Genomic DNA, 12,435 nt, shown 5'->3' on the forward strand with positions numbered 1-12,435 from the left:
ATCTCATTTGAGTAGGAATTTTTGCGTCTAGTATTAGAGATTTATCTCCAGCAAAATCGGTCCGTGGTCTTGGCGGTCGCCTGAGTTGATCATATCGGATTTGATGATTTTATCGGCGGTGCGGGTGCTGGTCTGCCAGTAGTCGATGCGCCAGCCGGTGTTGTTGGCTTTATTGATTTTACTGCGCCGCGTCTATCAGGAGTAGATATAATGTCACTGCACTTATAGTAGAAAGTGTCGGTGAAACTCTGGGCTAGCGTAGTAGTGAAGCCCTATAATCTTTATCGATGAAGTCAAAAAAACAGCGTTTGGTTTGACTTAGTGAGATTGCATTCTTGGTGAGAGGTATGTAATGTTACATTTCAAGGATATCAAGAATTTTTTCTAAAATAATGTTATAAGACAGTAGCCGGTATTGGTTACTGCCTTATTTTTTGTTTGCCTAGATTATTTAAATAACTTGTATACCTTGTATCAAAAATTTTGATTCCTAAAAACGAAAATCAAGAAGTAATAAGATTAAGAGTTACTTAGCAACGAAGATTTTAATAATAAAACATCATCCAGAAACTTTAGATCCTTACAAAATTGTAAGAAAACTAGGGACAGCTGTAAGGTTGTTGGAGCATGCTTTTTAGTAAACTGTCATTAGATATGAGGCAATTGAACACGCCTACACTCCTATGGAATTAAATAAAATTTCCTAGGTGTCTTATCTCCTATCACCTAGGTCAAGTTCCCTAAAATTCTTTGAGTCGCTTAACAGCTTTGTATCTTGTTAATTGCGGCACTTCGAACCTACGGTCGATTATACCGAAGGTTCGAAGTTAGTAATTGGCATAGCAAACTATCATAGTAGTTTGTGTAGTAGAGCAAGACCTAAGGTCTTAGCGATACTTTGTCAATTGAACACGGGCTGCGGATTGTGTCAAAAAGATGAGTCCTCCTAGAATCCTTAGTGATTCGTCGTCGTACTCCCTATTTTAACTTTATCCGCGGGCGCCCTTTGTATCTTATGAAAGGATAACTAGTTGATATGACAACAATGATTGAACTCAACCAAGTCAGAAAGACTTTTGGACAGCAAACGGCTGTTGATCTTAATCATCTAAAAATTGAGCAGGGAGAAATCTATGGCTTGATTGGTCCAAATGGTGCTGGAAAATCCACTATTATGAAAATGATTTGTGGGCTTCTGACACCAACATCTGGTCAGGTTAATGTCGCAGGTTCTGTTATGAGTGAAAGCAATCGTACCGCTATTTTGAAGCAGATTGGTTCTCTCATTGAAGAGCCTGCCTACTATGATAATCTAACGGGCTACGAGAATTTGCAGATCCTTAAAGAGCTGAAAAATCTGAAGGATCAAGATGTTATTGAAGCTCTGGCCACTGTCCATTTGACAGAGAATAAAAATAAACAGGTCAAGCATTATTCATTGGGGATGAAGCAGCGTTTGGGGATAGCTATGGCAATTATGGGGCGTCCTAAACTGATTGTTCTTGACGAACCAACCAATGGTCTTGATCCGCAGGCGCGTGAAGAGATCCGCAAGCTTATTCGTGCGTTGCCTCAAAAATTTAACACGACTGTGATGATTTCCTCACATGCTCTGGATGAGATTGAAAAAATGGTGACTCAGATAGGGATTATTGGTAAGGGAAGGCTACTCTACCAAGGGACAATTGAGCAGTTTAAGAGTCAACACAGCAGCAATATTTGTTTGAAAACTTCAGATGACGAGCTTGTGGTATCTTTACTGGACTTTGCGCCGAATGATGTCAAAGCGACTGAACAAGGCTTGCTTCTACCGCATTTATCGGATGAGCAGATAGCAGAGATTGTCAAACGTTTATTGGCTGCTGATGTGGATGTCTATCGTATTTATGAGGTAACCAAGTCTCTCGAAGAGCTATTCATTGACTTTACGGCCGAAGATACTTTGTAAGGCGGTGTTTACGATGAAAAAATTATTTCAGATAGAAATGCGAAAATATCATGGTCTGCCTGTTGTGCGTTTGCTGGGACTTTCTGTTATCATAAATGTTGCCATCTGTGCCCTTGTGATCTTTCGGGTAAAAGGAGCGGACCAACTAGGGGATATCGTAAAACTTTATCAAGTGTTTGACAACAATGCTGTTTTCAAAATTATTTCTGCTCCGATTATATTGGCTAGTCTAGCCAGTATGGCGGTGCAATTGGAAAATCGTCATAAGATGTGGAAGATGCTTTACAGCAGCGGAGTCCATTATAGTTCTATTTACGCCGTTAAATTTACCTGTATTTACCTTTGTTACTTAGTATCTCAAGTTATTGAATGGGTAATCATCCTGCTATTGGTTAAAATTCATGGGTTTACTGTCAATATTCCACTGGCGCGTCTGGGGCTTTTTGCTTTTTCTATGGTTTTGGTGTCAGCCGTAGTGCTCCTCTTGCACTACCTTTTATCTCTAAAATGGAGCAATCAGCTCATCAGTCTATCAATTGCTCTTGTGGGGTCTTTGGTTGGTCTGCTTGTTCTCTTTATTTCTAAAGGATTTGCTCATATCTGGATTTACAGTTGGTATGGCCTTTTAATATCAGTTGATATGGAGAGGGTGGGCAGTGAATTTATTGGACATCTGAGAAGTTTCAATGCTTTTCCTCTTATAGCTTCTCTTATTCTTGGGATTGTTCTCTTTCAATTAGGCAAACATGTAAAGGTTGGTGATTAGGATGGCTCTAATAAAGATTGAACTGCTAAAACTGCGACGAGCTCGTTTCTGGCTACCACTTTTGGTTCTGCCACTCTTATCAGTTGTTTATGGCAGTGTTAATTTTGCTGGTAATATTGGAGTTCTTAAACGAGAATGGCTTAGCCTATGGACCCAAGTTTATCTTTTCTACGGAAGTTTTTTCTTTCCAGGTATGATCGGTATTGTGTGCGCCTATATTTGGAATAGTGAGCACAAGCGTAATAGTTTAAAACTTCTTTTAACATCTGCTTACTCATTTTCTAGTATTGTTTGGGCAAAAATAATCGTTGCCTTTGGCTTAATTTTAATATCGCAATTATATTTTTTGAGTCTTTATGCCATCAGTGGGCTCCTCTTTAAATTTGAGATGGCTTTTCCAACACCCCTGCTTTTATGGGCCATTTTAGCTAGCCTTTTTTCAGTATCACTAGTTGCTATTCAGACCTACTTGTCTTTGCGGATCAAAAGTTTTGCTCCACCTGTTGCCCTAGCTATGGTGATCGGTGTGTTTGGATTTATTTTAACGGCGCAACATATAGTCCCAGAATTAGGTTATGTGCTCCCTTTTGCTAAACTGGCCGCTTCCATGAATCAGATGACTGCTGTTAATCCAGAGATTACAAGTTTTGAATGGCTGAGACTGATTCTCTATACTGTGTTACTTGTTTTAGGAGCTAGCTTTTTACAGATTCGTCATCTTAAAAAAATAGTATCCTAATGGTTCAATAGGAAGATAAGATGTGAGGCACTTTATTTCTATGGATAGTAAGGTCTATCGTGTTAATAGTAATAAACATTAACTTCAATAATACAAATAAGCCACCATACCATTTTGTATAGGTGGCTTTTCTATATGGAATGTTATAACTCTATCTCCAGCAAAATCGGTCCGTGGTCTTGGCGGTCGCCCGAGTCGATCATATCAGATTTGATAATTTTATTGGTGATGCGGTTGCTGGTCAGCCAGTAGTCAATGCGCCAGCCGGTATTGTTGATTTTGCTGGTTTTACTGCGCTGTGCCCACCAAGTGTAGCGATCTGGGATATCTCCGTGCACATGGCGGAAGGTATCGGTAAAGCCTTTAGCAAGCAGGTTCGTGAAGCCTTCACGTTCTTCGTCGGTGAAGCCGGGAGAACGGCGGTTGCTATTGGGATTAGCGAGGTCAATTTCTTTGTGGGCGACATTGTAGTCACCACTAGCAAGGACAGGCTTTTGGGCATCAAGTTGGACTAGGTAATCGGCGTACTTTTGATCCCATATCTGGCGTTCGTCCAAGCGTTTGAGCCCGTCTCCGGCATTTGGGGTATAGACTTGAGTGACGAAGAAGTCATCAAATTCTAAGGTAATAATCCGCCCCTCACTATCCATGGTGGAAGGAGCGTCTATTTCTGGATAAGTGATAACTGGTTTTGGCAGGCTGGTTTTATAGAGGAACATGGTGCCTGCATACCCCTTACGAGCGGGTTCGACAGATGAGCGCCAGACACGACTGTAGTCTGGGAAATAATCCTCTAGGACTTGTATATGCTTTTTGGTTGGTCCTTTGGCTGATAGTTTTGTCTCTTGAATGGCGATGATATCTGCATCGTGTGCAATAAGTGTATCGAGAACTTGACGCGAAAGAAGTGCCCGAGCTGAATCGCTTGTTAGAGCTGCATTGAGCGAATCTATATTCCAAGAAATAAGTTTCATAGTCATATCCTTTTTTTCAAATTTCCTCTATTATAGCAGATTGGTCAGCAGGCTGTGAATTATTTGGCTGAATAGGTCATGAGAAGTAAACCTGTTAAAGTTACAAAAATTTACAGAAAATTTCAAAAATAGTCTTGACAGTAGTTTTAGAAGACTTTATAATAGGAAGCACATTTGACAGAAAAGTCAGAAAATTATGGAATTGCGAGGTAGCTTTATGACAGAACAAGTGACATCCACTTGGAAGACAAAACTCAGGGCTATGGGACCTGGAATCTTGATGGCTTCAGCGGCCGTCGGTGGTTCCCATATCGTTTCTTCAACTCAAGCCGGTGCTATTTATGGCTGGCAGTTGGCCATTGTTATCCTCTTGATTAATGTTTTTAAGTATCCTTTCTTCCGCTTTGGTTCGGAATATACCATGCAGACTGGTAAAACATTGATTGAAGGTTATGCAGAGCGGGGAAAACTGACTCTTTGGGTTTTCTTTATCCTGAATGTTTTTTCGGCTATTGTCAACACAGCAGCTGTTGGTATTCTCTGTGCGGCCATCCTTTATAATATTTTTCCAAATGGCTTTGGTCTGAGTATTTCTCAGCTGACTACCATTTTGATTGTCTTAATTTGGGCTATGCTCTTAATTGGCGGTTATAAATTCCTAGACGGCTTGGCTAAATGGGTCATGACGGCCTTAACTCTGGCGACGGTAGCAGCAGTCGTGATTGCTATGTTTAAACACCGTGAATATGCTCCTAATTTTGTAGCCCCCACGCCTTGGCGTTTAGCGGCCTTGCCCTTTATTGTCTCTCTAATGGGGTGGATGCCAGCTCCAATTGAAATTTCTGCTATTAATTCTATGTGGTCAGCAGAAAAACGAAAGAGCGTTAAGATGTCCTATTTGGACGGTCTCTTCGATTTTAATGTGGGCTACATCGGAACAGCTATTTTGGCTTTGATTTTCCTTGCTTTGGGAGCCTTGATTCAATTTGGCTCAGGCAAGGCTATTCAAGGGGCTTCGGCTCCTTATATTGCCCAATTTATTAAGATGTACACATCCGTTTTGGGAGATTGGGCTCGTTTCTTGATTGCTCTGATTGCTTTCTTGTGTATTTTTGGTACAGTTATCACCGTTATTGATGGATATTCTCGAGCTAATAATGAAACTCTGCGTTTGATTTTAGACAGAGAAAATTCATCCCAAAAGGCTCTTAATATTTGGATGACTGCCACTGCAGCAATCGGTCTTATTGTTGTTTACTTTTTCTCCGGAAATGTGGCTAATATGGTAAGATTCTCCATGATTGCTTCCTTTATCACCACACCTTTCTTTGCTTATCTCAATTATAAGCTGGTTATTAATGACGGTCATAAAATTGCCTCATGGCTCAAGTGGCTCTCTATCGCAGGTTTGATTTATCTCTTTGGATTTGCTATCTTCTTTATTGTTGCTTGGCTGACGGGCCATATTTAAGACAAGAAGTCGGGAAAAAGGCTTATCTCTAATACGTAATCTTCCCAAATTACAATACTTTGTGGATGAGGGCAAAGCCGTCATGGCCGTCTGTCTCACCCTCACATTTAAGATATTGAATACAAGTGAACAGCATAGAAAAATCGGATTTCCTTTTGGATGTCCGATTTTTTTATCTTATCGAAGGGCAATCAAAATGACTGTAACAATGTAGAAGATGGCAGTTAGCAGATAGCCCATCCGCCAAAACAGCTTGAAGAATCGCTGGTAAGAGAATATTTTCCGCCTGCTGTTCCGATTACGACGGACAATGAAAAGGCATGTTGCAACAGCCAAGAGGCACATCATCAGGAGATACTGAGGGAAGAGGCTGTGGGTAAAATAAGTGCCTGAATAATGAATAATAGCCCAAGCTAAGAAGGGCAAGGAGAGGTCGGGAAATTTGATACTAAATCGTTTGAGGTCGAAATAACGCACCAGTGATTGGGCTAAAAATGGGACTAAAAAGAAGTAAAGAATTGCGAGAATATATATCATAAGACTATTTTATCCTGATTAGAGAATAAAGTAAACTTATTCTAAGGAAAAAGTCAAAAATCCTTGCAAAATCAGCGTATTTCTGTATAATATTAAAGGTGTGTCTGGTTATCCAGATATACTTGTGGGAGGTAAAAATCTTTCCTTACCGCCAAAACCACAAAGGAGGAAATTACAAATGGCTAAAAAAGTCGAAAATGTCGTAAAACTTCAAATTCCTGCTGGTAAAGCTACACCAGCTCCACCGGTTGGTCCTGCACTTGGTCAAGCCGGAATCAATATCATGGGATTCACTAAAGAGTTTAATGCTCGTACAGCTGACCAAGCTGGTATGCTGATCCCAGTTGTTATCTCTGTGTATGAAGACAAATCATTTGATTTCATCACTAAAACTCCACCAGCTGCTGTTCTTTTGAAAAAGGCTGCAGGTGTCGAAAAAGGTTCAGGTGAACCAAACCGAACAAAAGTTGCTTCAGTAACACGTGCACAAGTGCAAGAAATTGCTGAAACAAAAATGCCTGACTTGAACGCTGCCAACATCGAATCAGCTATGCGTATGATCGAAGGGACTGCACGTTCAATGGGATTCACTGTTACTGATTAAGTGTGAATCGGGCTGCACCTGATATCATCGGATCTCGATGACGGTGTGGAAGATGAAAATCGATAGGACCACATAACACAAGGAGAATAGATAACATGGCTAAAAAAAGCAAACAAATGCGTGCTGCCTTGGAGAAGGTAGATACTTCAAAAGCATACAGCGTTGAAGAAGCTGTAGCATTGGCAAAAGAAACAAACTTTGCAAAATTTGACGCAACAGTGGAAGTTGCTTACAACCTTAACATTGATGTTAAAAAAGCTGATCAACAAATTCGCGGGGCAATGGTATTGCCAAACGGTACTGGTAAAACACAGCGCGTTCTTGTATTTGCGCGTGGTGCTAAAGCTGAAGAAGCGAAAGCTGCTGGTGCCGACTTTGTTGGTGAAGATGATCTTGTTGCGAAAATCAATGATGGATGGTTAGACTTCGATGTTGTTATCGCAACACCTGACATGATGGCGATTGTTGGTCGCCTTGGACGTGTCCTTGGACCACGTAACCTCATGCCAAACCCTAAGACTGGTACAGTAACGATGGATGTTGCCAAAGCCGTTGAAGAGTCTAAGGGCGGTAAAATTACTTATCGTGCTGACAAGGCTGGTAACGTACAAGCTATCATTGGTAAAGTATCTTTTGATGCTGATAAGTTGGTTGAAAACTTCAAGGCTTTCAATGATGTGATCGTGAAAGCTAAACCAGCAACTGTTAAAGGTGCTTACATCACTAACCTTGCTATTACCACTACTCAAGGTGTGGGAATTAAGGTAGATAATAACTCGCTTTAATGTTTTATTGTCAAAAGAGATTGGAATATCCAGTCTCTTTTTTTTACAGTTGTTCAAGAATTTTTTGAGTAGAATTATTTTTTAAACTGCTAGGAGAAAACTTTCTTTTATGATAAAATAGTAGGGATAAAATATGAGGAGAAGGAATAATGGTAGAACCCAAGTATAAACGCGTTTTAATTAAGCTTTCTGGTGAAGCCTTGGCGGGTTCCAAAGGTGTTGGCATTGATTTGCCAACCGTCCAAGCTATGGCTAAGGAAATCGCTGAAGTGCATGAATTAGGGATCCAAATTGCTTTGGTCATTGGTGGCGGTAACCTCTGGCGGGGCGAACCAGCGGCAGCGGCTGGTATGGATCGGGTTCAGGCTGATTATACCGGCATGCTGGGAACGGTCATGAATGCCTTGGTTATGGCAGATAGTCTCAAGCAGGTTGGTGTTGATACCCGTGTGCAGACGGCTATTGCTATGCAATCTGTGGCAGAACCTTACATTCGCGGTCGAGCTTTGCGGCATCTGGAAAAAGGGCGGATTGTTATCTTCGGTGCCGGTATTGGTTCTCCTTATTTCTCGACTGATACAACTGCAGCTCTCCGGGCTGCCGAAGTTGAAGCTGATGCCATTCTCATGGCTAAGAACGGTGTTGATGGTGTCTACAATGATGATCCCCGCAAGAATGCTGATGCCGTCAAGTTTGATGAATTGACTCATGTAGAAGTTATCAAACGCGGTCTCAAGATTATGGATGCAACAGCCGCTACAATGTCTATGGACAATGATATTGACTTGGTTGTCTTCAATATGAACGAATCTGGCAATATCAAACGCGTCGTTTTTGGGGAATCCATCGGCACAACTGTTTCTAACAAATCATCAAATTAAGGAAGAAAAGGAAAAAAGTATAATGGCAAATTCAATTATTGATAAAGCAAACGATCGTTTTAAACACTCGCATGAGTCACTGGCTCGTGAGTTCTCAGCTATCCGCGCTGGTCGAGCAAACGCTAGCCTTTTGGACCGCATCGAAGTGGATTATTATGGGGCTCCAACTCCCCTCAATCAATTGGCTTCTATCACAGTACCAGAAGCTCGTGTCCTTTTGATTTCACCATTTGATAAAAACTCTATCAAAGATATTGAACGGGCGATTAATGAATCAGACCTCGGTATTAACCCTGCTAATGATGGTTCTGTTATTCGCTTAGTTATTCCGTCCTTGACCGAAGAAACACGTAAAGAGCTGGCTAAGGAAGTGAAAAAGGTTGGTGAAAATGCTAAGATTGCTATCCGTAACATCCGCCGTGATGCTATGGATGAGGCTAAGAAGCAAGAGAAGGCTAAGGAAATTACCGAAGACGAACTTAAGTCATTGGAAAAGGATATCCAAAAAGCAACCGATGAAGCTGTCAAGAAGATTGATAGCATGACCAACGAAAAAGAAAAAGAATTGCTAACCGTTTAATGGCACTGAGGGGGTCTGGGACAAGAGCGTCTCGGACCTTTTTAGTCAATGAGGAAATAAGATGAACAATTTACTAGCAAAAACGATCACAGCTATGGTGACAGACCAAAATGATCACTATTACTATGTGCAAAAAGATGGCTTGACTCTAGCCTTGGATAAAAAGGAAGGGGAGTACCAACTGGGCCAGATGATTCAAGGATTTGTTTACTTAGACCAGCGTCAAAAGCTTCGCCTGACAACTCTTAAGGTCTCTGCTACTCAGGATAGCTATGGCTGGGGTGTGGTGACCAATGTCCGTAGAGATTTAGGTATCTTCCTCGATACGGGCCTGCCTGATAAGGAAGTTGTGGTCTCTTTAGATGTCTTGCCTGATATCAAGGAACTTTGGCCTAAGAAAGGGGATAAGCTCTATGTAAAATTAGAGGTTGATAAAAAGGACCGTATCTGGGCTCTCCCAGCTCAAGCAGAAGTCTTCCAAAAGATGGCTGGCCCTGCTTACGACAATATGCAGAATGAGAAGTTGCGGGCCATCGTCTATCGTCTCAAACTGTCAGGAACTTTCGTCTACCTGCCTGATAATAACATGCTGGGCTTTATCCATCCGAGTGAACGTTATTCAGAGCCCCGTCTTGGTCAGGAGCTGGAAGCGCGTGTCATTGGTTACCGTCACGTTGATCGTACTCTCAATCTTTCGCTGAAGCCACGCTCCTTTGAGATGCTGGAAAATGATGCTCAGATGATTTTGGTCTATCTGGAAAGTCATGGCGGTTTTATGACCTTGAATGATAAATCTTCTCCAGAGGATATTAAAGCGACCTTCGGTATTTCTAAAGGACAATTCAAGAAGGCTTTGGGGGGGCTCATGAAAAGTGGTAAGATAAAGCAGGATCCAACTGGGACAGAACTGATTAAAGGTTAGTGGGCTGAGCCGTTTTGGCTCGGCTTTTTCTTAGTTCGGATTGTTCTGATAGAGAAAGATTAAAGGGTGATAAAAATTGTCTATCGCTTGATAAGTTTTAAATAATTGTTTGCCTAGCTTAAAGATGATATCATGAGTTTACAATTAAAATTGTAAGGAGTTTTTTATGAAACTTAAAAATATTGTGAAATTAGGTGCCGTAGCTGTGGCCTCTGTTGCCATTTTGGCAGCCTGCAGTTCTAAGGGAGCATCTGGTGGAAAAGAGACTGTCAATTTTGCAACTGTAGGAACTACCGCTCCCTTCTCTTATGAAGACAAGAACGGTAATTTGACTGGCTACGATATTGAAGTGGCCAAGGCCGTTTTTAAGGGCTCTGATAAATATAAGGTTGAGTTCAAGAAAACTGAATGGTCATCAGTCTTTGCTGGGTTGGATTCTGGCAAATATCAAATGGGCGGTAACAACATTTCTTACTCTACTGATCGCGCTAAGAAGTATCTCTATTCTGAGCCAACAGGAACAACTCCAACTGTTTTGACTGTGCCTAAGGATAGTGATATTAAATCTTACGATGATATTGCTGGTCATTCTACTCAAGTTGTTCAAGGGACAACGACCGCTAAACAATTAGAAGACTATAATAAGAAGCACAGTGATAATCCGGTTGACATCAATTATACAGAAGAAGATGTTACTCAGATCTTAGGCAGCTTGAATGATGGTAAGTTTGATTTTAAACTCTTTGATGCTCCGACTGTTAATTCAGTTATTAAGAGTCAGAATCTGTCAAATTTGAAGACCATTGATGTACCTTCTGAGCAAAAACCATTTATCTACTTCGTTTTCTCTAGCGATCAAAAGGATTTGCAAAGCTATGTCAACAAGCGTCTAGAAAAGCTACAGAAGGATGGTACCTTAGCGAAGTTAGCAGAAAAGCATTTAGGCAATAAAGATTATATTCCTACAGCCAAGGAAATGAAGGTACCTGCTAAAAAATAAATCGTCATAAAGGAGGTCAGTCCTCCTTTTTTGTTAAAAGTCGCTCATGTTCGGATGCTAGCGATATAGTTATTAACTATAAGTTTATACAATAATAAACAATTTGAAAGCAGTCTATCCTTGTGGGATAATAAATTCACGATAATTAGAAAAGAGGTCTTCTATATGAAGTGGAAAAAGATTATTGGTATCATTACGGTAGTAGCTGCGGCGACTCTGTTCTTGACTGCCTGTGGTTCTAAATCAAATAGTAAAAATGAACTCAAGGTTGGGATTATGACTTTAGATGATACGACGAAACCTGTCTGGGATCAGGTTAAAAAGGATGCGGCTAAGAAAGGCATCACCATCAAGTATGTTCAATTTACAGACTATAACCAACCTAATAAGGCCCTATCGACTGGTCAGGTCGATGTCAATGCCTTCCAGCATTATTATTTCCTTAATAACTGGAACAAGGAAAATAAGGGGAATTTGGTAGCGGTAGGGGATACCCTAATCAGTCCAATCCGCCTCTTCTCTAAAACAACCTCATCTGGTAAGGAAGAATACTCAGATGTTAAAGATCTACCTGAAGGTGCTAAGATTGCCATTCCTAATGATGCTTCAAATGAAAGTCGTGCTCTCTTCTTGCTTCAGGCTGCTGGTTTGATTAAGCTTTCTACCAAGAATGGTGACCTAGCAACTTTGAAAGATATTACCGAAAATTCTAAGAATATTGATATCACAGAGGTTAGTGCTGAACAGTTGGTTACCAATCTCAAGAATAAGTCTTTAGACGCTGCGGTTATCAATAATGCTTATGCTCAGGAAGGTAAGATTGATTACAAGACGACACTGTATACGGAAAAAATTGATGCAACGTCTAAAGATTGGGTCAATGTTATTGCGGCTAAGAAGGATTGGAAAAAATCAAACAAAGCTGATGCTATTAAGACTTTGGTTAAAATTTACCAGTCTGATAAGATTGCAAAATTGATTAACAAGTCCACTCATGGTGTTGATCGGGCTGCATGGAAGGGTGCTCCAAAACCAGCATCATCCGGTAATAACTAAAGGCTAGATGATAAATAAGGGGAGCTGGATCGTAACTGTTTTCAGCTTCTTTTTTATTAATGGAACACGCCTATGACTCTGCAGAAGAAGATAACGTTTCTTAGATGTTGCAGCATCTGTGTTAACTTTCTATTTTCTATTGAGAATGGCTTAGTATTTTAAGTAGAGGAGA

13 protein-coding genes and 1 pseudogene are annotated in these 12,435 nt (G+C 40.8%); 11 read left to right on the plus strand and 3 right to left on the minus strand.

Annotated features, from left to right (window positions below; translation table 11 throughout):
- Positions 1-33: 33 nt before the first annotated feature.
- Positions 34-272 (minus strand): annotated as a pseudogene (locus G7Y32_RS10325) (exodeoxyribonuclease III); the annotation flags it as partial.
- A 764-nt stretch (positions 273-1,036) separates the two neighbouring features.
- On the opposite strand from G7Y32_RS10325, the gene G7Y32_RS00360 reads away from it, so the two are divergent.
- Genes G7Y32_RS00360 through G7Y32_RS00370 form a run of 3 tightly spaced genes read left to right on the plus strand, consistent with a single transcriptional unit; the run spans position 1,037 to position 3,453 of the window.
- Positions 1,037-1,948 (plus strand): ABC transporter ATP-binding protein, encoded by a 912-nt coding sequence (locus G7Y32_RS00360; RefSeq protein ID WP_165209078.1) that lies wholly within the window; start codon positions 1,037-1,039, stop codon positions 1,946-1,948.
- A gap of 13 nt (positions 1,949-1,961) precedes the next feature.
- Positions 1,962-2,714, plus strand: coding sequence for an ABC transporter permease (locus G7Y32_RS00365; protein ID WP_165209081.1), 753 nt, complete (start codon positions 1,962-1,964; stop codon positions 2,712-2,714).
- A 1-nt stretch (position 2,715) separates the two neighbouring features.
- Positions 2,716-3,453 carry an ABC transporter permease gene (locus G7Y32_RS00370; RefSeq protein ID WP_165209084.1) on the plus strand — a complete coding sequence of 246 codons (738 nt, stop codon included), beginning with the start codon at positions 2,716-2,718 and terminating at the stop codon, positions 3,451-3,453.
- A gap of 143 nt (positions 3,454-3,596) precedes the next feature.
- On the opposite strand, the gene G7Y32_RS00375 is transcribed toward G7Y32_RS00370, so the two are convergent.
- Positions 3,597-4,427, minus strand: a complete 831-nt coding sequence (locus G7Y32_RS00375; RefSeq protein WP_165209767.1) for an exodeoxyribonuclease III — start codon at positions 4,425-4,427, stop codon at positions 3,597-3,599.
- A gap of 217 nt (positions 4,428-4,644) precedes the next feature.
- Between G7Y32_RS00375 and G7Y32_RS00380 the strand changes: the two genes are divergently transcribed.
- Positions 4,645-5,898 (plus strand): NRAMP family divalent metal transporter, encoded by a 1,254-nt coding sequence (locus G7Y32_RS00380; RefSeq protein WP_165209087.1) that lies wholly within the window; start codon positions 4,645-4,647, stop codon positions 5,896-5,898.
- A gap of 177 nt (positions 5,899-6,075) precedes the next feature.
- Here G7Y32_RS00380 and G7Y32_RS00385 read toward each other — a convergent pair whose 3' ends face one another.
- Positions 6,076-6,435, minus strand: a complete 360-nt coding sequence (locus tag G7Y32_RS00385; protein ID WP_165209090.1) for a DUF3397 family protein — start codon at positions 6,433-6,435, stop codon at positions 6,076-6,078.
- A gap of 178 nt (positions 6,436-6,613) precedes the next feature.
- Here G7Y32_RS00385 and rplK point away from each other — a divergent pair, with 178 nt between their 5' ends.
- The 7 genes from rplK to G7Y32_RS00420 all read left to right on the plus strand — a co-directional run bounded on the left by rplK (position 6,614) and on the right by G7Y32_RS00420 (position 12,263).
- Positions 6,614-7,039, plus strand: coding sequence for a 50S ribosomal protein L11 (gene rplK, locus G7Y32_RS00390; RefSeq protein WP_165209093.1), 426 nt, complete (start codon positions 6,614-6,616; stop codon positions 7,037-7,039).
- 95 nt (positions 7,040-7,134) lie between these two features.
- Entirely contained in the window at positions 7,135-7,824 is a 690-nt protein-coding gene (rplA, locus tag G7Y32_RS00395; protein ID WP_165209096.1) for a 50S ribosomal protein L1, read from the plus strand.
- Between the two features lie 149 nt (positions 7,825-7,973).
- Positions 7,974-8,705: a UMP kinase gene (pyrH, locus tag G7Y32_RS00400; protein ID WP_004226566.1), complete on the plus strand. Its 732-nt coding sequence runs from the start codon at positions 7,974-7,976 to the stop codon at positions 8,703-8,705.
- 22 nt (positions 8,706-8,727) lie between these two features.
- Positions 8,728-9,285 carry a ribosome recycling factor gene (gene frr, locus G7Y32_RS00405; protein ID WP_165209099.1) on the plus strand — a complete coding sequence of 186 codons (558 nt, stop codon included), beginning with the start codon at positions 8,728-8,730 and terminating at the stop codon, positions 9,283-9,285.
- A gap of 61 nt (positions 9,286-9,346) precedes the next feature.
- Positions 9,347-10,207, plus strand: a complete 861-nt coding sequence (locus G7Y32_RS00410) for a CvfB family protein (protein ID WP_165209102.1) — start codon at positions 9,347-9,349, stop codon at positions 10,205-10,207.
- 166 nt (positions 10,208-10,373) lie between these two features.
- The gene (locus G7Y32_RS00415) at positions 10,374-11,207 is read left to right on the plus strand and encodes an amino acid ABC transporter substrate-binding protein (RefSeq protein WP_165209105.1); all 834 of its coding nucleotides are present in this window, start codon (positions 10,374-10,376) and stop codon (positions 11,205-11,207) included.
- 165 nt (positions 11,208-11,372) lie between these two features.
- Entirely contained in the window at positions 11,373-12,263 is an 891-nt protein-coding gene (locus G7Y32_RS00420) for a MetQ/NlpA family ABC transporter substrate-binding protein (protein ID WP_165209108.1), read from the plus strand.
- Positions 12,264-12,435 lie beyond the last annotated feature (172 nt).

Source organism: Streptococcus tangpeifui (genome assembly GCF_011038795.1).
Lineage (GTDB): Bacteria > Bacillota > Bacilli > Lactobacillales > Streptococcaceae > Streptococcus > Streptococcus tangpeifui.